Consider the following 22,804-nt stretch of genomic DNA (forward strand, 5'->3'; position numbering starts at 1 on the left):
CCGGCGGCCTGTGCACACGCCCTGAACAGCAGCACCAAAAACAACGGCGCCGAGAACGACAGCAGACAAACAACATCGCCTAAAGAATTGAAAGGACCGAAATGAACGACCCAGTCCCCCACTACGACCTGCTGATCCACGGCGGCACAGTCATCGACGGCACCAAGGCACCTCGCTTCGACGCCGACATAGGCATTGTTGACGGCCGCATTGCTGCCATCGGCAAACTCACTGGCCACACCGCCAAACAGACCATCGACGCCACAGGTCGCATCGTCGCGCCAGGATTCATCGACTCGCACACCCACGACGACCAGGCCGTGCTGTCACAGGCCCAGATGCCGTTCAAAGTGTCCCAGGGCGTGACGACAGTCGTAGCAGGAAACTGTGGCATCAGCGCCGCGCCGCTGCGCATCGACATGGACCTGCCCATGCCACTCAGCCTGCTCGACTCCCCCGCCGAAGGCCGCTTCACCACCTTTGCCGCCTACCTCGACGCCCTGCGCGCCACACCCTCGTCAGTGAACGTGGCGGCGATGGTGGGGCATTCGACACTGCGCGCCGTCGTCATGGCCGACCTCGACCGGCCCGCGAACGACACCGAAATTGCCGCCATGCAGGCACTGGTCGAAGAAGCGATGCAGGCCGGTGCCATCGGCATGTCGACCGGCACGTTCTATCCGCCGGCCGTGAAGGCAACGACCGAGGAAATCATCGAAGTCGGCCGCCCGCTCAGCGCGCGCAAGGCGCTGTATGTGACGCACATGCGCGACGAAAGCGACCGCGTGATGGAGTCGCTGGAAGAAACCTTCCAGATCGGCCGGGCGCTCGACATTCCGGTGGTGGTGTCGCACCACAAGGTGCAGAACACGCAGAACTTCGGCAAGACCAAAATCACGCTGCCCTTCATCAAGGAAGCGATGCAGCACCAATGCATCGGCCTGGACTGCTACCCCTACACGGCCGGCTCCACCATGATCCGCACCGACCGCGGAATGATGGAAGGCCGTGTGCTCATTGCGTCCAGCGAGCCGCACCCCGAATGCGCGGGGCGCGACCTGAAGGACATTGCGGCCGAATGGGGCGTGTCGGGCGAAGAGGCGGCGCAGCGGCTGCAGCCAGGCAGTGCGATCTATTTCATGATGGACGAGGACGACGTGCAGCGCATTCTGGCGTTCGACGAAACCATGATCGGCTCCGACGGCATTCCGCTGGGCGACAAGCCGCACCCGCGCCTGTGGGGCACCTTTCCGCGTGTGCTGGGCCACTACAGCCGCGACGTGGGGCTGTTCCCGCTGGAAACTGCGGTCTGGAAAATGACAGGGCTGACCGCGCGCAACTTCGGCCTGCACGAACGCGGCACGCTGAAGCCGGGGCACCACGCCGATGTAGTGATCTTCAATGCCGCGACCGTGCGCGACACTGCCAACTACGACACGCCGACGCAGCCGGCGGAAGGCATCGATGCGGTGATCGTGAATGGCGCGGTCACCTGGCGCCATGGCGCGCACAGCGGTGCGCGCAACGGGCAGGTGATCACGCGGCGCGAAGCGCGCTGAGCGAGCAAGCGCTGCGGCTCAGTCGGGCGCGTTCACCACGCGGTCGAACTCTTCGTCGGCCGGCACGTTGTCGGCATCGAGTTCGCTGGCGTCGGTCAGGTCGATGCCGGTTTCCTCCGACAGGTCGTCGGAGCCCTCGCTCTCGGGTTCTTCGAAATCATCGGCGGGCGTGTTGTCTTCGTTGTCCTCGTTGTTTTCGTTCTCGTCGGACGATGCGGCGGCGCGTGCGGTGGCGTCGATGTTGTTCATATATCGGTTCCTCGGCTGATGGCTGACAGGTCTCTATGGTGCGCCTGTTTCAGCCCTTGCGGCTCATCCGGCGCGCAGCGTCGGTGTCGGAAAGTGTCCCGTCGCAACCGCCGATTGCGCCCGCCGCAGCCGCTTGCAGCCTCGGTGCGCATCAGTCCTTGTGCACGTGGCCGGGTTCGCCGTGTCCGGGGTCGTCATGGTCGTGCGCTTGTTCGCTGTGCGTGGCGCTCTCGTGGCCATGGTCGTGCCCGTGCTCGCCGTGCGCCAGGCGGCTCACGCCCGTGACCAGCACGATGCCCGCGACCAGCCACAGGATCTGCGCGGCGGTCTGGCGCGCCGGCAGGCGCTTCTGCAGTTGCGGAATCAGGTCGGCCAGCGCCACGTACACAAAGCTGCTGCCCGCCAGCACCAGAAAGTACGGCAGCCAGGTGTGGAGCTGGTCGACCAGCCACCAGCCCACGATGCCACCCAGCGCGGTCATGGTGCCGGCCAGCGACACCTTCACCAGCGCGGCGCGCTGGTTGGCCGAGCTCTGGCGCAGCACCACCAGGTCGCCGATGTGGTGAGGAATTTCGTGCGCCAGCACCGCCAGCGCGGCCACCAGGCCCAGGCGCATGTCGGCGGTGAAGGCAGAGGCAATGAGGATGCCGTCGCCGAAGCAGTGCACGCTGTCGCCGGTGAGCACGGCCCAGCCGCCGGTGCGCGGTGCGGCGTGGTCGTGCGCATGGGCGTGGGCGTGGGCGGCATGGGCATGACCCGCATGCTCACGTCCATGGTCATGGTGCTCATGCCCGTGGTGCCACAGCTCGGCCTTGTCCAGCAGAAAGAAGAACACCAGCCCGAACAGCAGCACCCCGAACAGCATCGCGGGCTCGATGCGGCTTTCGAAGGCCTCCGGCAACAGATGCATGAAGGCGGTGGCCAGCAGCGCGCCGGCCGCCAGGCTCAGCAGGTGCTGCGGGTTCACGCCGCCCGAGCCGTTGCGCACGCCCACCTTCAACAGGAGGGCCGCGAGCCAGACGCTGCCGATGCCGGAGACCAGGGTCGCCGCGATGATGACTATCAAATTCATAGCTGCTTGCGCAAGAGGGACGGCCGCCAGGGTCGTATCAGGGCCGTTTTTGTCCGTTCATGAAAAGAGAAAAGGCCGTCATGGACGGCCTTCGGCGGGGTGGTGGCTACAGGGCGCCGGGTTCAGGCGACGCCATTGGCTTTGAACCAGGCCGTGGCGCGTTGCCAGCCGTCGTCCGCCGCGCTCTTGATGTAGCTGGGGCGGTAGTCGGCATGGAACGCGTGGCCTGCCTCGGGGTACACCACGAAGCTCGATGCCTTGGCCGCCGGAGTCCCATTGGCCAGAGCAGCTTTCATCTTATCAACCGTGTCAAGGGGGATGCCCTGGTCTTTTCCGCCGTACAAACCGAGCACCGGCGCCTGCAGGCTGGCGGCCACGTCGACCGGGTGCTTAGGGGTCAGTTCGCTGGCGGTGCCGACCAGCCGGCCGTACCAGGCCACGCCCGCCTTGACCTTGCCGGTGGCGGCATACAACCACACGATGCGCCCGCCCCAGCAGAAGCCGGTGATGCCGGCCTTGCTGATGTCGCCGCCGTTGGCCTTGGCATAGGCCAGCGCGCCGTCGAGGTCGGCCATCGCCTGGGCGTCGGGCACTTTGGTGACGATGTCGGCCTGCAGCTTCGGAATGTCGGTGTAGCCGCGCGGGTCGCCCTGGCGCGCATACATTTCGGGCGCAATGGCCAGGTAGCCGAGCTGGGCGAAGCGCCGGCAGGTGTCGGCGATGTACTCGTGCACGCCAAAGATTTCCTGAATCACCAAAATCACCGGCAGGCCGCTCTTGCCCGCGGGCGCGGCCGCGTAGGCGGGCACGTCGAAGCCGTTCACGTTGTACTTGATGGGGCCGGCCTTCAGGCCCTCGGCCGAGGTGACGACGGCGGTCTGCGCGGACACCGGCAGCACGGCCGCCGCGTAGCCCACGCCAATGGCGGCCTTCAGCGCGGTGCGGCGCGTGGCGCCCTGCGCGGTGCTGTCGCCGGGGCGCAGGGAGTCGAAGTCGGAACGGCGGTCGTCAAGGGACATGAAAAAAGGCTCCAGGTGAGTCGTCGAACAAGGGGCATGGCGCTGAAAAACGCACGCCGCAATGTAGGCCACATCAGCCGAATGGCCCTATGTCCCGAAATTCGGTGGGGTCAGCGCAAGCAGAGCGAACCGCTCAATCCACCCGGTACGCGCGGCGCGCCAGCGCGGCCGCCAGCACCTGCGCCGGATCGATCAGGTCCAGCCCCGCCACGGCGGGCAAGCCCTGCAGGCCCAGCGGCACCTCGGTGCAGCCCATGATGATCGTCACCGGCCCGTGGCGCTCGGCGAGCCGCAGCGCCACGTCGGAAAAGCATTGCGCGGCCAGCGGCATGTTGCCGGCCTTCACACCCTCGAAGATGCCGCGCGTGATGGTGCGGCGCTCCTCGGCCAGGGGCACGTGGCAGCCCAGGCCGGCATCGGCCAGCGCCTGCTCGTACAGCCGCACGCGGTAGGTGCCTTCGGTGGCCATGAGCGCCACGTCGCGCACGCCCTGCCCGGCCAGCTGGCGCGCCGTTTCGCGCGCCATGTGCAGCAGCTCGACCTGAGGAAAGCGCTCTTGCAGGTTGGCGTGCCAGGCATGCGCCGTGTTGCAGGCGATGGCCACGGCCCGGCTGCCCAGCGCGGCCAGCCGGCCCAGCGCCTGCAGCATCGGTTCGAGCGGCTGGTGCGCGCCCTGCTCGGCCGACGCCAGCGCGTCGGTGCGGTCGGGCACCGGCACTTGCGCGAGCCAATGCTCGGGAAAGGACTGATCGCGCACCGGCTCGCCGCGTGCGCGCATCTGCTGCGCGCAGGCCTGCACGAAAAGCCGAACGAAGTCGGCGCCCGCCGCGGGGCCCATGCCCCCCAAGATGCCGACCACTTGCGTCACTGCGATGTCCTTTCCGTTCGTGCCTGATCAGGTCGCTGGCTTGTCGCTGAGAGCCTTCAGGTTCTCTTTCAGCTGGTCGCTCATCGGCAGGTTCAGCGGCACGCCCTTCGGCGGAATCGGCTGCATGAACCACTTGGTGTAGAGCTTTTCGAACTCGCCGCTCTTCATCATGGCGCTGAAGGTATCGTCCACCAGTTTCTTGAAGGCCGGGTCGTCCTTGGGCAGCATGCAGGCGTAGGGTTCGACCTGCAGCGACTCGCCCACCACCTCGTAGTCGGCCGGTGCCTTGGAGTTGGCGATCAGGCCGAACAGCAGGATGTCGTCCATGGCAAAGGCCACGGCGCGGTCGCTTTCCACCAGCAGGAACGAGTCGGCGTGGTCCTTGCCGAGCACGATGTCCATGCCCAGGTTCTTCTCGGTGTTGTACTTGCGCATGACCAGCGCGTTGGTGGTGCCGGTGGTGCTGGCCACGGTCTTCTTGGCCAGGTCGGCGTAGTCCTTGATCTTCGAAGACTTCTTCACCAGCAGGCGCGTGCCGGTATAGAAGTGGTTGATGGCAAAGGCCACGTCCTTGCCGCGCGCGGAGTTGTTGGTGGTCGAGCCGCACTCCAGGTCGATGGTGCCGTTGGTGATCAGCGGAATGCGGTTCTGCGAGGTGACGGCCATCAGCCCGACCTGCAGGTTGGGCTTGTTCAGCTTCTTCTTCACCGCCTCGACGACGGCGTTCGACAGCTCCACCGAGAACCCGATCGGCTTGTTGGGGCCGTCCAGGTAGCTGAAGGGCACCGACGACTCGCGGTAGGCGAGCGTGATCTTGCCGGACTCGGCGATCTTGGCCAGCGTGTCGGCCGCCTGGGCCGCCGGAGCGGTGAACAGCACCGCGGCCGCCAGGGACGCCATCAAAACGGAGAGTTTCATTCGAGCCTTCATTCGGTTGGATTGAACAGAGCGCCAGTGTAAGAAGGAGTGACACAAACCGACAATTCCAATAGAAAGCCAGCCCATACCCAAAAGTTATGGGCTGGGTTTCTTTTGGCATTTCCGCGGGCCGGCGCCTGAACCTACAGTCACGGCTGTCTTCTTCTCAACCTTCGGAAAGTTGCCCCATGCATGTGTGTGTGCTCGGTGCCGGCGTCGTGGGCCTGGCCACCGCCTGGCAGCTCCAACGCCAGGGCCATCAGGTCACGGTGATCGACCGCGCCACCGCCGGCGCGGGCGCCAGCGGCGGCAACGGTGCGCAGCTGAGCTACTCGTACGTTCAGCCGCTGGCCGACCCGTCGATCTGGAAGCAGCTGCCCAAGCTGCTGCTCTCGCCCACCTCGCCACTCAAGCTGCGCCCGCAGCTCGACCCGCTGCAGTGGCGCTGGGGCATGGAGTTTCTAGCGGCCTGCAACGCCCGCACCTCGCGCGACACCACCGAAAAGCTGCTGGTGCTGGCCGCGTCGAGCCGCACCCAATTCGAAGCGATGCGCGCCGACATCTCGCCCGACTGCGACTTCTCCGCCACCGGCAAGCTGGTGCTGTATGCCAGCGCGGCGTCGCTGGCAGGCGCACGCGCGCAGCTCGATCTGCAGCGCGCCATGGGCAGCGAGCAGCGACTGGTAACGCCCGACGAATGCATCGCCATCGAGCCCGCGCTGCAGAGCTACCGAGGCCAGATGGCCGGCGCCGTGTACACGCCGAGCGAGTGCGCGGCCGATTGCCTGAAGGTGTGCGCGGAGCTGACGCGGGCGCTGGGGGCGCGCGGCGTGCGCTTCATGCTCGGCACCGACGTGCACGGCTTTGCGCGCAGCGAGAACCGCATTGCGGCCGTGCGCACCAGCAAAGGCGAAGTGCAGGCCGACGCCTTCGTGATGGCGCTGGGTACGGCCTCGCACAGGCTGGGCCGCGAGTTGGGCGCCTATCTGCCGGTGTACCCCCTCAAGGGCTACAGCATCACGGTGGAGGTCGACCCGGCACCAGGCGCCGCGCCGCATGTGAACGTGACGGACAGCGCGCGCAAGGTGGTGTTCGCGCGCATCGGCTCGCGCCTGCGGGTGGCGGGCATGGCGGAACTGGTGGGGCACGACGCGAGCATTCCGGCCGCGCGCATCGAAACGCTCGCGGCCGCGACACGTGCCGTGTTTCCGCACTCAAGCCGGCTGGAAGAGGTGCACCCGTGGACCGGCATGCGGCCCGCCACGCCCAAGGGCTTGCCGATCATCGGGCGGCTGGAGAGTGCGCCGTCGAACATGCTGTTCAACACCGGGCACGGCGCGTTGGGGTTCACGCTGGCGTTCGGGTCGGCGCTTCGGGTCGGGCAGGCGCTGAAGGCTTGAGCGGTTCTGACCTGTCGATGCGGCGGTTTTTCGTTGAAGGCCGATGCCCTCACCCCAACCCTCTCCCAGAGGGAGAGGGAGCAATATCGACGCGACGCTAGACCGCGTCTTGCAATGCCTGCTGCATGCACCGCGTGATGCCACGCACCGCCACCGAATCGGGCTTGGCGGCGAAGCGCAATGCGCGAATCGGCACCGGAATGTGCGGCTCCAGCATGAGCACGTCGACCTTCTCGCGGTCGGCCGAGCGCGCCGTGCAGCCGTCGACCAGCGCCACGCCGATGCCGTGGTGCGCCATGGCCAGCGCGGCGTGGTAGGTCTGCACCGTCACCACCGCTTGCTGAAAGCCCACGCCGGCCTGGCGGCAGGCCTGGCTCAGGCTGGTGCCCACCGGGTCGCGGCTGTCCAGGCCGATCACCGGCCGGTTGACCAGGTCGTGCAGCGCGACCGAGCCGTTGCGCACCAGCGCGCGCGGCAGCATGCCCTTGGGCGCGATGCACACCATGCGGCTGTCGGCCAGCGTCTCCTGCGTGAGCGACGGGTGCACCGCGGGGCTGAAGGCAAAGCCCACGTCGGCCTCCTGCACCAGCAGCGCCGACATGATCTGCGGCGAATGCAATGACTCCACCGTGATCTTGTAGCCCGGGTGCTTCTCGCGAAAGGCCTTCAGCGCGCGCGGCAGGATGTCGTAGCTCAGCGCCAGCACGCTGAGGATGCGCAGCTCGCCGGTGTCGCCCGCGGTGCGCAGGTTGGCCGCGAGCCGCTGCACCTCGTCGAGCTGGGCGAACAGCCGCTCGATGTGCGGGTACAGCGCCAGCGCCTCGGTGGTCGGCGTGAGCCGGCCCTTGGCGCGCTGGAACAGCGGAAAGCCCAGCTGCAGCTCGGCATGCTGCAGCGTGCGGCTCACCGCCGGCTGCGTGATGTTGATGAGCCGCGCCGCCGCGCTCACGCTGCCCGTGAGCATGATCGCGTTGAAGACCTCGATGTGGCGCAGGCGCATGGGGCCGTCGAACGGTCAGTTGCCGGTCTTGCCGCGCGCGATGTCCATGATGAGACGCGTGCCCAAATACAGGCGCGGCTCGATGGAATCGACCAGCACGTATTCGGCATCGGCCGAGTGCGCGCCAAAGCCCTGCAGGCCGAAGCGTTCAATGACGGGCGCCTTGGTCTTCAGCGCCGCAAAGGCCGCGTCGGTGCCGCCACCGGCGGCCTTGTCGTCGGCGCCCAGCGGCAGGCCCAGTTCGTCCTTGTAGATCTGCTGCGCATGGCGGGCCAGCGCGCGCGAGGCGTCGGTGGCTTCCAGCGGCGGACGGCGGCGCTCGAACTTCAGCTCGACCTTGGCCTCGGGAATGAGCTGCTTCTTCACGCGCTCGTTCACCTGCTGCTCGATGCGGTCGTAGTCGCTCACCTTCAGCACGCGCACGTCGGCACCGGCCGTGGCGCTGGCCGGAATCACGTTGCGGTTGGTGCCCGACTTGGAAATGGTCCAGTTCATCTTCAGGCCCGTGGCCGGGTCGGACAGGTCGCGCATCTGCAGGATCTGGTGCGACAGCTCGTACAGCGCGTTCACGCCCAGCTCGGGCGCGGAGCCCGCGTGCGAGGCCTTGCCCGCCACATGCAGCGTGACCGACGCAATGCCGGCCGTGGCCAGCGAGAGCTTGTCGTCCTTCACGTAGGCGCCCTCGAAGGACATGACGGCGTCGTGCTCGGTGCCCATGCGCGTGATGAGCGCGCGTGCGCCGGGCGAGCTGATTTCTTCGTCGCCATTGATCAGCACGGTGAGCGTGCCGTAGTCCTTGAACTTCATCGCCTGCAGCATCGACACGATGTGCGTGATGACCGCAATGCCCTGCTTGTCGTCGGCGATGCCCAGGCCGTAGGCCTTGTCGCCTTCGACGCGGAACGGCTGCTTGTTGAGCATGCCCACCGTGTAGACCGTGTCCATGTGCGCGATGAGCAGGATTTTCTTCGTGCCCGTGCCCTTGAAGGTGGCGCGCACCACGCGGCCGATTTTCTCGGGCGTGTCTTCCATGCGGTAGGCCTCGGCGCTCGGGTCGATCAGCTCGACCTCGCCGCCCAGCGCCTTGAACTTCGCGGCGATGAGGTCGGAGATTTTCTCCAGGCCTTCCAGGTCGCGGCTGCCCGATTCGATGGAGACCAGCTCCTTGAGCGTATCGAGCAGCGCGGGTTTTTCTTTGGCCGCGAGCGAGGCGATGCGGGCGTCGGGCGCGGCGAAGGCGGTGCCCAGGAAGGCGGCGCAAACGGCGGCGAGCAAAAATTGGCGAGGCTGGATTTTCATGGGTACGGTTCTTGTTTCGTGTTGTCTCGTCAGTGGGCTTTGTCCCAGTTGGGACCGACACCGATCTCGGCCAGCAGCGGCACCTGCAGCGCGGCAACGCCGGCCATGAGACGGGGGATTTCGGTGCGCACCCATTCGACTTCGGCCTCGGGCACTTCGAACACCAGTTCGTCGTGCACCTGCATGATCATTCGGGTGCCGCGCTTCTCTTCGTCAAGCACGTTCTGTACCTTGACCATGCTGAGCTTGATCAGGTCGGCAGCCGTGCCCTGCATGGGCGCGTTGATGGCCGCGCGCTCCGCGCCAGCGCGGCGCGGGCCGTTGGGCGAATTGATTTCGGGCAGGTACAGGCGGCGGCCGAACACGGTCTCCACATAGCCCTGCTCCTTGGCCAGCGCCTTGGTCTCGTCCATGTAGGCTTTCACGCCCGGGTAGCGCGCAAAGTAGCGCTCGATGTACGAGGCCGCGGCCTTGGTCTCGATGCCCAGGTTCTTCGCCAGGCCGAAGCTGCTCATGCCGTAGATCAGCCCGAAGTTGATCACCTTGGCATAGCGGCGCTGCTCGCTCGACACCTGCTCGGGCGTGGAGCCGAACACCTCGGCGGCGGTGGCGCGGTGCACGTCGATGCCTTCGGTGAAGGCGCGCAGCAGCGACGCGTCGCCGCTGATGTGGGCCATGATGCGCAGCTCGATCTGCGAGTAGTCGGCGCTGGCAATCACGCAGCCCGCCGGTGCCACGAAGGCCTCGCGCACGCGGCGGCCTTCGGGCGTGCGGATCGGAATGTTCTGCAGGTTGGGGTCGTTGCTGCTCAGGCGGCCGGTCACGGCCACGGCCTGCGCGTAGTGCGTGTGCACGCGGCCGGTGCGCGGGTTGGCGAGCTGGCCGAGCTTGTCGGTGTAGGTGCCCTTGAGCTTCGACAGGCCGCGGTGCTCCAGGATCTTGGCCGGCAGCGGATAGTCTTCGGCCAGTTTTTCGAGCACTTCTTCGTCGGTGCTGGGCGCGCCGCTCGGCGTCTTCTTGACCACGGGCAGGCCCAGCTTGGTGAAGAAGATTTCGGCAATCTGCTTGGGCGAGCCAAGGTTGAAGGGCTGGCCCGCAATGTCGTAGGCCTCCTGCTCCAGCGCCATGATGCGCGTGCCCAGTTCGTGGCTTTGCGCGGCCAGCGTGGGCGCGTCGATCAGCACGCCGTTGCGCTCGATGCGGTAGAGCGCCTCGCTCGACGCCATCTCCAGCTGGTAGATGAAGCCCAGCTTTTCTTCTTTCTGCAGCTGCGGCCACAGCGTGTTGTGCACGTCGAGCGTCTGGTCGCTGTCTTCACAGGAGTACTCGGCGGCCTTGGCGATGTCGACCTGGCTGAACGAGATCTGGTGCACGCCCTTGCCGCACAGGTCTTCGTAAGAGATGCCACTGCGGCCCAGGTGGCGCTCGGCCAGGCTGGACAGGCCGTGTGGCCGGTGCACTTCGAGCACGTAGCTCTGCAGCATGGTGTCGTGCGCATAGCCCTGCACCTCGATGCCGTGGTTGGCGAACACATGGCGGTCGTACTTGATGTGCTGGCCCAGCTTTTTCTTCGCGCCGTTCTCCAGCCAGGGCTTGAGCCTGGCGAGCACTTCGTCGATGGGCAGTTGCTCGGGCGCGTCGGGGTAGTTGTGCGTGAGCGGAATGTAGGCCGCCTCGCCCGGCGTGACGCTGAAGCTCACGCCCACGATCTGCGCGACCATCTCGTCGAGCGAGGTGGTTTCGGTGTCGACGGCAACCAGCTCGGCCGCCTCCACCTTGGCGAGCCAGCCGTCGAACTGCTCCCAGGTGGTGATGGTGTCGTACTTGAGGTTGCTTGCAGGCGCGGCGGCTTCGAGCGCGGCGATCTCCGAAGGCTCGTCGAACAGGCCGCTCTGGTCGGTGTTGACGGCCGCCTTGGAGCCGGCCTTCTTCTTGAGGTTTTCCTCGATGAGTTCGGGCGGCACTTCCTGCGCCTCGAGCCCCTTCACCAGGCCCTTGAAGCCGAACTTCTCGTAGAAGGGCTTCAGCTGCGTGGTCTGCGGCGCGCCCACGGGCAGGCCTTCGAGCGACGGCAGGCCGGTGACGTGGCCTTCGAGGTCGCAGTCGGTGCGAATGGTGACCAGGCGCCTGCTCAACGGCAGCTTGTCCAGCGCGTTGCGCAGGTTCTCGCCGGCGGCGCCCTTCACCTCGGCGGCGCGCTCGACCAGTGCGTCGAGCGAGCCGTATTCGGCCAGCCACTTGGCGGCTGTCTTGGGGCCGACCTTGGGCACGCCGGGCACGTTGTCGACCGTGTCGCCCACCAGCGTCTGGTAGTCGACCATGAGGCTGGGCGGCACGCCGAACTCGGCCGTCACGCCCGCCACGTCGCGCCGCTTGCCGTTCATGGTGTCGATGATGGTGATGTGCTCGTCCACCAGCTGGCTCAGGTCCTTGTCGCCGCTGGAAACGATCACATCGACGCCTTGCGCGGCGGCAATCTTGGCGAGCGTGCCGATGACGTCGTCGGCCTCCACGTCTGGCACCGTGAGCACTGGCCAGCCGAGCAGCTTCACCACCTCGTGGATCGGGTCGATCTGGCTGCGCAGGTCGTCGGGCATGGGCGAACGGTTGGCCTTGTACTCGGGGTACCAGTCGTCGCGAAAGGTCTTGCCGGGGGCGTCGAAGATGCAGGCGGCGTAGTCGGCGCGCACCTCGCGGCGCAGCGCGGTCATCATGTTGATCATTCCCCGGATGGCGCCGGTTGCCGCGCTCTTGGGGTCGCCGGGCACCGCCCGCAGGTCGGGCATGGCGTGGAAGGCGCGGTAGAGATAGCTCGAGCCATCGACGAGCAGCAGCGTTTTCTTGTCGGTCATCGGGGCATTTTGCCGTGCCTGCGCCGGCCTCCAGAACCACGACGGCGTGAGGTGACAACCGACGCCCCAAAATCAGGGGCGCGCCTACAATCGCGCCATGCCTAGCTCCACACTCCTGGTCGCCCGCCGCATCCTGCTGGCGCTGGCTTTCGCAGCCCCCCTTGCCGCCGTGAACGCCGTTCACGCGCAGCAGCCCGCGCCCGCTGCGGCACCCGCCTCCGCCACCCCGGCCGCGCCGCTACCAAATCAGGAGCAGGCCAATGCCGACGGCCGACGCAACCAGAAGGTGGAAAACATCCACACCGAAGACAGCGGCGCCTCGGTCGACGAGGTGCGCTACGGCGGCCGCACGCAGAGCATCAACGTCAAGCCCAAGTCGAACATGCCGGGCTACGAAGTGCTGCCCGCCGACCAGGCCACGGGCCGCCAGGGTTCCCCCGAAACGGGTGCCAACGGTGCCCGCGTCTGGAACGTGATGAAGTTCTGATGACCGTGCATTCCTTCGTCTTCGCTTTCGTTCCCGCCGCCGCAGCGCCGCGCTGAGTACCCCCATGGCAGTTTTTACCGAAGTCGGGTTCGGCGAGGCAGACGCGCTCGTTCAACGCCTGGGCCTGGGCCGGCTGCGCGAACTGCGCGGCATCGAGGGCGGCATTGAAAACACAAATTACTTCGCGACCACCGAGTCGGGCGAGTTCGTGTTGACGCTGTTCGAGCGCCTGGGCGCCGAGCAACTGCCCTACTACCTTTGCCTCATGAAGCACCTGGCCGGTGCCGGCCTGCCGGTGCCCGCACCGGTGGCCGGCCCGCCCGTCATCGAAAAGCCGAAGAAGGGCCAAATGCCCCTGCCCTCCGCCGACACCGATTGCGACCTGCTCCACATGGTGGCCGGCAAGCCGGCGGCCGTGGTGCAAAAGCTCTCGGGCCGCAGCGAGCTGGCCCCGGGCCCCGCGCACTGCGCAGAGCTGGGCGCCATGCTGGCGCGCATGCACATTGCCGGGCGCGACTACCCCCGCAGCCAGCCCAACCTGCGCGGCCTGCCCTGGTGGAACGAGACGGTGCCCGTGGTGCTGCCGTACATCGAGGAAGCGCAAGCCAGCCTGCTGCGCGCCGAGCTGGCCTACCAGAACCACATTGCCGAGTCGTCGGCCTACGCGGCGCTGCCGCGCGGCCCGGTGCATGCCGACATGTTCCGCGACAACGTGATGTTCGCAACCAACGGCCACGGCCACACCGGTGCGACCGGTGCCACCCCGCGGCTGACCGGCGTGTTCGACTTCTACTTCGCCGGCACCGACACCTGGCTGTTCGACCTGTCCGTGTGCCTGAACGACTGGGCCATCGACCTGCCGAGCGGCCGCCACGACGCCGAGCGCGCCGACGCCCTGCTCGCGGCCTACGAAACCGTGCGCCCGCTGAACGCAGCCGAGCGCGCCCTGCTGCCCGCGATGCTGCGCGCCGCGGCGCTGCGCTTCTGGATTTCCCGGCTCTGGGACTTTCACCTGCCGCGCGAAGCGAGCATGCTCAAGCCCCACGACCCCACGCACTTCGAACGCGTGCTGCGCGACCGCGCCTCCCACCCGCATGCCATGGCCCAGGCGCTGGAGCCTGCCCTGGCGGCCTGACCCCCTCACATGAAACTCAACCTCGTGCCGGCGCGAACCGGCGTCCTGTGGGTCCGCCTCGGGCTCAAGACCTTCTGGCGACAGCCGCTGGCCTTCATCTCGCTGTTCTTCCTGCTGATGGCGGTCATCTCGACGATGTCGATCGTGCCCATCCTCGGCAGCCTGCTGGCGCCCGGCCTGGTGCCCTTCATGACGCTGGGCCTGATGGTGGCCACCTCGGTCGCCTACACCGACAACGCAGAAGGCGTCGGCCGCGCCGGTGACGCGAAGCGGCCCACGGGCTCGGCCATGTTCGTGGCGGTGTTCAGTGCCATGCGCACCGAATGGCGCTCGCTGGTGGTGCTGGGCGTGATCTCGGCGGTGTACTTTGTGTTGGCCGTGCTGGTGACCACGCTGGTCGACGGCGGGCAGCTCGCCCGCGCCTACCTGCTGGACGACCCGCTCACGCCTGAAATTGTTGCCAGCAGCGACTTTCAGGTCGCCCGCATGCTGCTGATGTGCCTGAACCTGCCGCTGTCGCTGGCCATGTGGCACGCCCCGGCGCTGGTGCACTGGCACCGCGTGGAGCCGGTGAAGAGCGTCTTCTTCAGCATCGTCGCGCTGTTTCGCAACTTCGGCGCCTATGCGTTGTTCGGCATTGCGTGGTTCGGCGTGTTCCTGCTCGCCGGCATTGCCATGGGCCTGCTCGCCACGTTGCTGATCGGCGTGGGCGCGCTGGGCTCGGGCGGCGCCGCGCTGGCGGTAGGCAACGTGCTGATCGTGGGCACGGCGCTGGTGCTGGCGGCGATGTCGCTGTGCTCCACCTGGTTCACCTTCCGGGACACCTTCGAGCCCAACTGACGCCGGCGCCCGAGCGGCCCGGCCCGGGCGGCCGGCCGCTCAGTCGGCCCGCGGCGCCCCGTCCTTGCGCAGGCTCGCGAACAGCGACCACGCCATCCCGGCCAGCAGCAGCAGGCCGACGCCCAACGCCCCCCACAGCCAGCCCTTCTTGCGCGACGGTTCCTGCGCAGGGACCGGCGACTGCACCGCTGCGGCCACGGCCGCGGTGACGGCAGCAACGGGCAGCGACACCGACGCACCGTCCGCCGTCACCGGCTTGTCCGCGGCATAGCCCGGAATCAGCGTGGACAGCGCCAGTGGCGCACCGGGCACGCTGCCCTCGACCGCATTGGCCTCGGGCGCCGCGCTCCATGCCAGCGCGAACGGGGCGGCCCCTTGCGCCAAAAACACCAGCGTGCGCGGCACGGCGCCCACGGCAATGCTTGGCGGCGTGGCTCCCAGCAAGCTCACCGGGCCCGCAGTGCGCAGGCGCAGGCGCGCATGCACGGCGCCGTCGAGCGCCAGCACCGGGGAGCGCGCCTCGCCGCCGGCCTGCGCCAGGCGGTACACCACGGTGTCGAGCAGCGGAGATTCGTCCGGCCCGCCGTTGCGCACCATGGGCCGGCGCTGTTGATGCCGCAAGGCGTAGAGCGGGTTGCGCGGCACCGGCGGCGGCATGGCCGCGGCGGAAGAAGGCGCGGGGTCTGACAACCCCGCGATGCTCAGCTGCGCCAGCGTGTTGATGTCGGCCAGGTCGATGCGCAAGCTCTGCACCGGCAGGCCGCGCGGCAGCAGGTAATCGCAGTGGTCGGCGGCACAGCTTTCGGGCCGGATGGCGGCGGACCATTCGAGCGGCGCAACGGGTTCGACCTCTTGCACGCTGTCGATGCCCACGCCGGTCAGCACCGCGCCGAGCTTCGGGTCGCTCCAGCGCAGGCGCAGGAAGCGCGCGCGCACGTTGTTCAGCTCGACCGCGAGGCGCTCGATGGTCTGGCCGCCGTGGCTGAGCCGCACCAGCTGCTCTTCGCCCCCCACCGGGCGCCATTGCCGCAGGTCGTCGCTGGCTTCGAGGCGAAAGGCGAACAGGCCGCGTGCGTCGGGCGCCATGTCGAAGCGGGCCTGCAGCAGGCTGCCCTTGACCTGGCTCACGTCGATGAGCCACTGCGCCGCATCGTCGCCGCCGGCCGGCTTGACTGGCTTGCTTTCCAGCTTCAGCGAGCCGTCGGGCCGCAGCGAGAAGGCCAGCGCCGTGTCGCCGGAGGCCGCGGCGGCGCCCGGCAGCGCGAAGATCGGCACGTTGCGCGACGCGGTCTGCGGCATGGCGGCTTCGTTGCGCAGCCAGGCGTAGGGCACCGCGTGCCCCGCCGCGTTGCGCACACGCAGGTCGCGCAGATCGGGATGGGCGGCGCGGCTGTAGATGCCCAATGGCAAGGTGAGCCGATGGTAGGGCCCCGCGCCCTGCAAGGTGATGGGCGCAGTGGTGCCGGTGGGCGCGGGCTGCGCCATGGCGAGCCCACCGCCGGCCGAGAGCAGCGCCGCCACGGCACCCAACGTCCACGTCATGCGCGCGCTCATGCCGCACCGCCTTCCGCGGGCGTCGGCTGCAAGGCTTCGTCTTCCTTCTTCGGCGGCACTGGCGCGAAGTACCCGACCAGCAGCAGCAAGGCCCCTACCCCGATGAACGACACGATGCGGAACAGCCCGCCCCGGTCCGCCAACTCGACGAAGAACAGCTTCAGCACCACCACACCGAGCAGCGTCGCGCCGGCCACCCACAGCGTGCGCACGCCGCGCGAATGGCCCAGCACCATCGCGACCACCCCGCACACAGCCCAGGCAATGGACAGCGCCGCCTGCGTGAGCCAGGAGGCATACAGCGCGTCGAAGCGCCAGTCCACACCCGCGTAGTGGTGGCAGGTGCGCAGCACCATGCCGGTAAGCAGCGCCAGTCCGGTGAAACCGAGCGCACCCTTGGCGATCATCGGTTCCACGCGCGCGAACGAGCCCACGGGCAGCGCACGCCACCAGAGCACCAGCGCGAACAGCACCAGCCATTGCGCAATTTCGAGCGGGTTCAGCAGCGGCACATAGGGCAGCGGCGACGCATCGCCCGGGCTCGCCGCGTTGGTCACCCACACCCAGGCCAGCAGGAACACCGCCACCGGCGTGGCGGCGAATTCCAGGTATGCACTGCGGAACTCGGCTAACGGCCAGCGCTGCAGCAGCACGCGCGAGCGCAGCGCCCACAGCGCCAGCGCCGGCACCAGCGCCCAGCCAAGCAGTTGCCAGCTCGACCATTCGGCGCCGACGCTGCCCAGTTGCCACTGGCATTCGCGCGCGGCCAACAGCAGAAAGAGCCAGAAGCCGGCGACGTGGAATGGCGTCAACGCAGAGGCGTCGAACCAGCGCTTCTGCGCCCGCAGCAGGCGCAGATGCCATGCCAGCGCCAGCGGCCAGGCGAGCCAGCCCAGCGCGCTCGACGGCACATAGAACGGCGTGGGGCCGCCCGCAATGCCGTAGGCGGCGATCAGCCCGAAGGCCGGCAACGTGGCCAGCGTCGCCTTGCCGAGTTGCGCCCAGTCGCGGCGGTGCGCCACGAAGGCCGCGAGCACGGAGGTGACCAGCACCACGGCCATCGTGGCGGCGGGAATGTGGCTTGCCAGGTCGAGGCGGTTGAGCACGCGAACGCTTTCGTCGAGCATGCCGAACAGCCACCAGCCGAGCCCCCAGACCACCGGCGTCCAGAGCACCACCGGAATGGCGCACCAGGTGTTGGCCCAGCGCTTGCGCGACGTGCCCGCAGGCGCGTCGACACGCGGGCGCGCCTCGTCGCGCAGCCAGTCGCCGCCCAGCAACGCGGCGAGCCCCAGCACCACCGGCGTCCAGAAGCCGAGGTGGGCGAAGGCCGGCCGCGCGGCATCGGCGAGAGCAGCTGTGTCAGCGACAGCAGCGGTAGCAGAGGCATCAGCCACGCTGACGCCGAACGCAACGGCGGCCAGAACCTGCAGCACGCCCGCCAGCGCCGCGAGCGGGAAATGCGCCATGCGCAACGCGACCCACAGCACGACCAGGGCCGACAGCGGCCACAGCAATCCCACCTGCGCCAGGTTCAGCTGGAACAGCATCGCCAGGTGCAGCAGGCTCACCCCGGCGATCACGCCGACCACATTGCCGACAGACCACACCGGCTGCACGCCCCGCGCCAGCGCCGCACGGTGCGCCTGCAACATCGACCAGCCGGCGCTGCCAAGCACGCTCAGCGCAATCAGGCAGGCCGCGGCAGCCCCTTGCCAGCCGCTCTGCAGCACCTTGCCGTCGACCACCTCGCCAGTGCGATGCAGCGTGGCCGTGAAGCCCGCCACCGCCAGCGCCTGCATGCCGAAGCTCACATACGTCAGCGGCAGCAAGGCCAAGCGGACCGCCACCGCGAAAGTGACCGACGCCAGCACCGCCGTTGCGGCCGCGGCCCACGGCGGCGTGAACGCCTGCCACAGCAGCAGCGTGAGCGCGGCCATGCCCAGCCATGGCAAGGCGGTGCCGGCAAATGCCTCGACGCCCTCACCTTCGTCCAGCCTGGCGCGCCGGTGGATGGCCCACATCGCGAAGGCGCTCACCGCAACCAGCAGCGGGCCGATCACAGAGCCCTCAAGCAGCGGATTGCCAGGCGCCGCATCGAGCCGCGTGGCCGCGAGCAGCTTGACCACCGCGCCCGCGAACACCAGGAACGAGAAGGCGCGCGCATAGCCACGCCCCTGCCGCGCGCCCAGCCAGTACATGCCTGCCGCCTCGACGGCCCAGGCCGCGCCGGTCCACTGCCCTTCGAGGCCCAGCGGAATGGCCAGCGTGCCGAAGATCACGCCGACGATGGCGTACGCCTCCGCCAGCAACGCCAGGCCCTTGGGCTGCGTGGCGAACACCAGCTGACCCAGCATCAGATAGAAGGCCGACAGCGCCATCGCCGAGAAGGCGGCGCCGTATTCCCAGGGCTGCATCAGCAGCACCTGCATGCCGAAAGCGACCATCGGCGTGCCGAACACCAGCGAGCTGTCGACGCGGCCCGCGCGGCGCAACGTGTCGAGCGCGCGGCTGGCCAGCGGCTGGGCCGGCTGCACCGGCGCGTCGAACAGCGTGCGGCGCGCAAACAGCAGGCCGATGGCGGTGAACAGCAGGAAGAACACGACCAGGAAGGGCTCGATGGTCGCGAACTGGTCGTCTGTGTAGTACTTGTGCGCCCAGCCGGCCGCCAGCGTGAAGGTGCCGACGAAACCGATCAGGTTGAGCACGCGCCAGGCCTTGAACCAGGCAATCAGCACGATGCCCACGTCCAGCACCAGCAGGTAGGTGAACAGGCCCACGGGCTGGTTCGACCCGGTGGACGCCAGCACCGGCGCCGCAAAGCCTTCGAGCGCGGCCACGATGGCCAGCAACGGTGCGTTCTGCAGCACGGCCAGCGCCGCGCTGAGCACCGCCACGCCGAACAGAAAGGCAAAACCGACGGTGGCCGGCAGCAGCCCGCTGAGCTTCATGGCCGCGAGCGTGGTCAGATAGAAAACACCGATGCCCGCGCCCTGCAGAATCAGCGCGTAGCCCGCGCGCTTGTGGCGCAGCAGCCAGCCCAGCACCAGCAGACCCGCGCCGACCAGCGCCACAGCCGCATAGCGCAGCTCGATCGGCACGGTGACGCGCTCGGCCGTGTAGCGCAGCAAAAAGGCCAGACCCAGGAACAGGATCAGCACGCCGAGCTTGACGAGCACGTTGCCGCCGAAGATCAGGTTGGCGATGGGGGCGGGAAGGCGGTCGCGCAGCGGCACGGCCGGCGGCGGGGGCGGCGGGGGCGCGCGGCGAACCGGTGGCGTGGCGATGGGCGGCTGGGCGGCAGCGACCTCGGGCGGGAGCGGCTGGACAGGCTGAACCGGCTGGACCGGTGCCACGGCGGGCATGCTGGCCGGCGCCGTGGGCACGGTCGCCTGGGCTACGGTGGTGGCGGCTTGCATGCGCGACACGCGAGCCTGTTCGATCTGCGCAGTCCGGCTTTCCAGCGTGGCAGCCGGGAGCAAGGGGGCCTGCGGCAAAGGCACGGCGGTGACCGACGTGGCGAGCGCACCGGCAGACAGTTCTGGAATGACGGAGGCTTCGGGTTCGGCTTCGGCTGCGTCGCCGGCCACGGCGCCTTGCACCAGCCGCCGCTCGAGCGAGGCCACCCGCTCCTCGAGTTCCAGCACGCGCTGCTGCAGCTTGAGCATGCCGCCGCCCGGTGCGGACGCGGCGGCGAGCGTCGTGCGCTCAGCCTCGGTGCGATGCGGCCCGACCTTCTCGGTCTCTTTCTTCTTGCCGAACATCATCGGCAGCGCGAACGCCCCGAGTACCGCAAGCAGCAGCGCCATGGGCACCGACTGAAACAGCGCACCGATGAACAGGCCGGCAATGATGCCTATGAACCACATCCCTGACTCCCCTTGTTTTGCGAGAGTGTACGGCCGTTCAAATCAAAATCGCCCCTCACGCACGGCCTGCCTGCAGTGTCAGCTATCGCTTTGGTAGCAACTCAAATTGGCGTGAGCTTGGCCACCGACAACGCCAGCCACTTCACGCCATGCCGCGCAAACTTGACCTGCGCGCGCGCGTCGTCGCCGGAGCCTTCCAGCGCGGTCACCGTGCCTTCGCCGAACTTGTTGTGGAACACCTGCATGCCCGAGCGCAGGCCGTGCGCGGGCGCGCTCTTCTGAGGGGGCACGGGCGGGCTGGCGAAGGTGTCTTTGTCGCGGCTGCTGCCACTGCCACTGCCCCCATATGCGTTGCCGCCGCCGTAGCCGCCCGCGCCGCCCCGCGTGCTGCCGTAGCCGCCGCCGTAGCCGAAGGCCGAAGGCGTGAAGCCCTGGTTCTTGGGCGTGAGCCACTTCAGCGCGCCTTCGGGCAGCTCTTCGAAGAAGCGGCTCTTGGCGTTGTAGCGGGTCTGGCCGTGCAGCATGCGGGTCTGCGAATGGCTCAGGTAAAGGCGCTTGCGGGCGCGCGTGATGGCCACGTACATCAGGCGGCGCTCTTCCTCCAGGCTCTCGACGTCGCTCATCGAGTTCTCGTGCGGGAACAGGCCTTCTTCCATGCCGGTGATGAACACGCAGTCGAACTCCAGGCCCTTGGAGGCGTGCACCGTCATGAGCTGCACCGCGTCCTGCCCGGCCTGCGCCTGGTTGTCGCCCGATTCGAGCGCGGCGTGCGTGAGGAACGCGGCCAGCGGGCTCAGGGTTTCACCGGTCTCGGCGTCGGGCGCGAGCGGCTCGTCGACGATGGGACGGGTCAGGTCGATGCCCTGGCTCGCGGGCGACTGGCGCAGCTCGTCGACCGGCAGCGCCACCGCGTCGCGGCCGAAGCCTTCCTGCGTAACGAAGCTTTCCGCCGCGTTCACCAGTTCTTCCAGATTCTCGACACGGTCGGCGCCTTCGCGGTCGGCCTTGTAGTGCTCCACGAGGCCGCTGTGGTCGAGCACCAGCTCGATGATCTCGCGCAGGCTCGCGCCCTGCGTCTGCTCGCGCAGCACGTCGATCTTGGCAACGAAGCCCGTGAGGTTGGCACCCGCCTTGCCGCCGACCGCGCTCACCGCGTCGTGCAGCGATCGCCCGGCCGCGCGGGACGCGTCCTGCAGGGTTTCGAGCGTGCGCGCGCCGATGCCGCGCGGCGGAAAGTTCACGACGCGCAGAAAGCTGGTGTCGTCGTCCTTGTTCTCCAGCAGGCGCAGGTAGGCCAGCGCGTTCTTGATTTCGGCCCGCTCAAAAAAGCGCAGCCCGCCGTAAACGCGGTACGGCACCGACGCATTGAACAGCGCCGTTTCAATCACCCGGCTCTGCGCATTGCTGCGGTAGAGCACGGCCATTTCCTTGCGGTCGAAGCCGTCGCGCGCGAGCTGGCGCATTTCCTCGACCATCCACTGCGCCTCGGCCAGGTCGGTGGGCGACTCGTACACGCGCACCGGCTCGCCCGGGCCCTGGGTGGTGCGCAGGCTCTTGCCAAGGCGTTTCTTGTTGTGGCTGATGAGCTCGTTGGCGGAGTCGAGGATGTTGCTGTAGCTGCGGTAGTTCTGCTCCAGCTTGATCTGATGGCGCACATCGAACTCGCGCACAAAGTCGGTCATGTTGCCCACGCGCGCGCCGCGAAAGGCGTAGATGCTCTGGTCGTCGTCGCCCACGGCAATCACGCTGTTGTGGCCCGGCTCGAACTGCCCTGCTGCGGTGTTGTGGCCCGCGAGCATCTTGATCCACGCGTACTGCAGGCGGTTGGTGTCTTGGAACTCGTCGATCAGGATGTGGCGAAAGCGCCGCTGGTAGTGCTCGCGCACCGGGTCGTTGTCGCGCAGCAGTTCGTAGCTGCGCAGCATCAGCTCGCCGAAGTCGACCACGCCTTCGCGCTGGCACTGCTCTTCGTACAGGCGGTAGAGCTCCACGCGCTTGCGGTCGTCCTCGTTGCGCACTTCCACGCCGTCGGGGCGCAGGCCGCTTTCCTTGGCGCCGGCAATGAAATACAGGGTCTGCTTGGCGGGGAAGCGCTCGTCGTCGACGTTGAACTGCTTCATCAGGCGCTTGATGGCCGATAGCTGGTCTTGCGTGTCGAGAATCTGGAAGGTCGACGGCAGGTTGGCCAGCTTCCAGTGCGCGCGCAGCAGGCGGTTGCACAGACCGTGGAAGGTGCCAATCCACATGCCGCGCACGTTGACGGGCAGCATGGCCGTCAGCCGCGTCATCATTTCCTTGGCCGCCTTGTTGGTGAAGGTCACGGCCAGAATGCCGCCGGCGGAAACCTGGCCCGTTTGCAGCAGCCACGCGATGCGGGTGGTGAGCACGCGGGTCTTGCCAGAGCCCGCGCCCGCGAGGATGAGCGCATTGCCCTCGGGCAAGGTGACCGCGGCGAGCTGCTCCGCGTTCAGGTTATGGAGCAGCGGCATGTCCGAAGGATTCGGGAGGGGGGCGTCAGCCGCGGGATCGTTAAACAACATCCTGCGATTGTAGAAACCACGGCGTATGCGGGTTATACGAAGAACGGGAAGACCCGCCTGCGGGAGACCGCGTAGACTCAATCACCGGGCCCAAGTTTTTTGCGCCCGGTTTTTTGTGGGCGTCTTCTTGCAAGACCGCACCG

General features: G+C 68.0%; 16 protein-coding genes. 5 read left to right on the forward strand and 11 right to left on the reverse strand.

The window, feature by feature from the left end:
• Positions 1-101: 101 nt before the first annotated feature.
• Positions 102-1,559: an N-acyl-D-amino-acid deacylase family protein gene (locus tag VLK31_RS01320; RefSeq protein ID WP_409166564.1), complete on the forward strand. Its 1,458-nt coding sequence runs from the start codon at positions 102-104 to the stop codon at positions 1,557-1,559.
• Positions 1,560-1,577: 18 nt separating this feature from the next.
• Here VLK31_RS01320 and VLK31_RS01325 read toward each other — a convergent pair whose 3' ends face one another.
• From VLK31_RS01325 to VLK31_RS01345, 5 genes are all read right to left on the reverse strand, one after another.
• Positions 1,578-1,808: a hypothetical protein gene (locus VLK31_RS01325; protein ID WP_409166565.1), complete on the reverse strand. Its 231-nt coding sequence runs from the start codon at positions 1,806-1,808 to the stop codon at positions 1,578-1,580.
• A gap of 151 nt (positions 1,809-1,959) precedes the next feature.
• Positions 1,960-2,880: a ZIP family metal transporter gene (locus VLK31_RS01330; RefSeq protein ID WP_409166566.1), complete on the reverse strand. Its 921-nt coding sequence runs from the start codon at positions 2,878-2,880 to the stop codon at positions 1,960-1,962.
• A gap of 122 nt (positions 2,881-3,002) precedes the next feature.
• Entirely contained in the window at positions 3,003-3,899 is an 897-nt protein-coding gene (locus VLK31_RS01335; RefSeq protein ID WP_409166567.1) for a dienelactone hydrolase family protein, read from the reverse strand.
• 133 nt (positions 3,900-4,032) lie between these two features.
• Positions 4,033-4,773, reverse strand: a complete 741-nt coding sequence (locus VLK31_RS01340) for an aspartate/glutamate racemase family protein (RefSeq protein WP_409167345.1) — start codon at positions 4,771-4,773, stop codon at positions 4,033-4,035.
• A 21-nt stretch (positions 4,774-4,794) separates the two neighbouring features.
• A complete protein-coding gene (locus VLK31_RS01345) occupies positions 4,795-5,685 on the reverse strand; it encodes a transporter substrate-binding domain-containing protein (RefSeq protein ID WP_409166568.1) in 891 nt (296 codons plus the stop codon).
• Positions 5,686-5,873: 188 nt separating this feature from the next.
• Here VLK31_RS01345 and VLK31_RS01350 point away from each other — a divergent pair, with 188 nt between their 5' ends.
• Positions 5,874-7,085, forward strand: a complete 1,212-nt coding sequence (locus VLK31_RS01350; RefSeq protein WP_409166569.1) for a D-amino acid dehydrogenase — start codon at positions 5,874-5,876, stop codon at positions 7,083-7,085.
• 97 nt (positions 7,086-7,182) lie between these two features.
• Here the strand turns inward: VLK31_RS01350 and VLK31_RS01355 are convergent, their stop codons facing one another.
• From VLK31_RS01355 to polA, 3 genes are read right to left on the reverse strand one after another with little or no spacing between them, the layout of a single operon-like run.
• Positions 7,183-8,085: a LysR family transcriptional regulator gene (locus VLK31_RS01355; protein ID WP_409166570.1), complete on the reverse strand. Its 903-nt coding sequence runs from the start codon at positions 8,083-8,085 to the stop codon at positions 7,183-7,185.
• Positions 8,086-8,100: 15 nt separating this feature from the next.
• Positions 8,101-9,384 (reverse strand): M20/M25/M40 family metallo-hydrolase, encoded by a 1,284-nt coding sequence (locus tag VLK31_RS01360; protein ID WP_409166571.1) that lies wholly within the window; start codon positions 9,382-9,384, stop codon positions 8,101-8,103.
• Between the two features lie 29 nt (positions 9,385-9,413).
• The gene (polA, locus tag VLK31_RS01365; RefSeq protein ID WP_409166572.1) at positions 9,414-12,236 is read right to left on the reverse strand and encodes a DNA polymerase I; all 2,823 of its coding nucleotides are present in this window, start codon (positions 12,234-12,236) and stop codon (positions 9,414-9,416) included.
• A gap of 97 nt (positions 12,237-12,333) precedes the next feature.
• Between polA and VLK31_RS01370 the strand changes: the two genes are divergently transcribed.
• From VLK31_RS01370 to VLK31_RS01380, 3 genes are all read left to right on the forward strand, one after another.
• A complete protein-coding gene (locus VLK31_RS01370) occupies positions 12,334-12,723 on the forward strand; it encodes a hypothetical protein (protein WP_409166573.1) in 390 nt (129 codons plus the stop codon).
• A 64-nt stretch (positions 12,724-12,787) separates the two neighbouring features.
• A complete protein-coding gene (locus VLK31_RS01375) occupies positions 12,788-13,858 on the forward strand; it encodes a homoserine kinase (RefSeq protein ID WP_409166574.1) in 1,071 nt (356 codons plus the stop codon).
• 9 nt (positions 13,859-13,867) lie between these two features.
• Positions 13,868-14,698, forward strand: coding sequence for a BPSS1780 family membrane protein (locus tag VLK31_RS01380; protein ID WP_409166575.1), 831 nt, complete (start codon positions 13,868-13,870; stop codon positions 14,696-14,698).
• 39 nt (positions 14,699-14,737) lie between these two features.
• Here VLK31_RS01380 and VLK31_RS01385 read toward each other — a convergent pair whose 3' ends face one another.
• From VLK31_RS01385 to VLK31_RS01395, 3 genes are all read right to left on the reverse strand, one after another.
• Positions 14,738-16,252, reverse strand: a complete 1,515-nt coding sequence (locus VLK31_RS01385; RefSeq protein ID WP_409166576.1) for a DUF3999 domain-containing protein — start codon at positions 16,250-16,252, stop codon at positions 14,738-14,740.
• Entirely contained in the window at positions 16,249-20,121 is a 3,873-nt protein-coding gene (locus tag VLK31_RS01390) for a DUF2339 domain-containing protein (protein WP_409166577.1), read from the reverse strand. Before VLK31_RS01390 ends, VLK31_RS01385 begins: the two co-directional genes overlap by 4 nt.
• Before the next feature lie 101 nt (positions 20,122-20,222).
• Positions 20,223-22,661, reverse strand: coding sequence for a UvrD-helicase domain-containing protein (locus tag VLK31_RS01395; RefSeq protein ID WP_409166578.1), 2,439 nt, complete (start codon positions 22,659-22,661; stop codon positions 20,223-20,225).
• Positions 22,662-22,804 lie beyond the last annotated feature (143 nt).

Source organism: Variovorax sp. H27-G14 (assembly GCF_046156345.1).
Classification (GTDB): Bacteria; Pseudomonadota; Gammaproteobacteria; order Burkholderiales; family Burkholderiaceae_C; genus Variovorax.

Coding starts and splice junctions, on each gene's coding strand:
- VLK31_RS01335 (WP_409166567.1), bottom strand. CDS start 3,899: ATGTCCCTTGACGACCGCCGTTCCGACTTCGACTCCCTGCGCCCCGGC.
- VLK31_RS01380 (WP_409166575.1), top strand. CDS start 13,868: ATGAAACTCAACCTCGTGCCGGCGCGAACCGGCGTCCTGTGGGTCCGC.
- VLK31_RS01320 (WP_409166564.1), top strand. CDS start 102: ATGAACGACCCAGTCCCCCACTACGACCTGCTGATCCACGGCGGCACA.
- VLK31_RS01345 (WP_409166568.1), bottom strand. CDS start 5,685: ATGAAACTCTCCGTTTTGATGGCGTCCCTGGCGGCCGCGGTGCTGTTC.
- VLK31_RS01395 (WP_409166578.1), bottom strand. CDS start 22,661: ATGTTGTTTAACGATCCCGCGGCTGACGCCCCCCTCCCGAATCCTTCG.
- VLK31_RS01390 (WP_409166577.1), bottom strand. CDS start 20,121: ATGTGGTTCATAGGCATCATTGCCGGCCTGTTCATCGGTGCGCTGTTT.
- VLK31_RS01370 (WP_409166573.1), top strand. CDS start 12,334: ATGCCTAGCTCCACACTCCTGGTCGCCCGCCGCATCCTGCTGGCGCTG.
- VLK31_RS01330 (WP_409166566.1), bottom strand. CDS start 2,880: ATGAATTTGATAGTCATCATCGCGGCGACCCTGGTCTCCGGCATCGGC.
- polA (WP_409166572.1), bottom strand. CDS start 12,236: ATGACCGACAAGAAAACGCTGCTGCTCGTCGATGGCTCGAGCTATCTC.
- VLK31_RS01350 (WP_409166569.1), top strand. CDS start 5,874: ATGCATGTGTGTGTGCTCGGTGCCGGCGTCGTGGGCCTGGCCACCGCC.
- VLK31_RS01385 (WP_409166576.1), bottom strand. CDS start 16,252: ATGAGCGCGCGCATGACGTGGACGTTGGGTGCCGTGGCGGCGCTGCTC.
- VLK31_RS01360 (WP_409166571.1), bottom strand. CDS start 9,384: ATGAAAATCCAGCCTCGCCAATTTTTGCTCGCCGCCGTTTGCGCCGCC.
- VLK31_RS01325 (WP_409166565.1), bottom strand. CDS start 1,808: ATGAACAACATCGACGCCACCGCACGCGCCGCCGCATCGTCCGACGAG.
- VLK31_RS01375 (WP_409166574.1), top strand. CDS start 12,788: ATGGCAGTTTTTACCGAAGTCGGGTTCGGCGAGGCAGACGCGCTCGTT.
- VLK31_RS01355 (WP_409166570.1), bottom strand. CDS start 8,085: ATGCGCCTGCGCCACATCGAGGTCTTCAACGCGATCATGCTCACGGGC.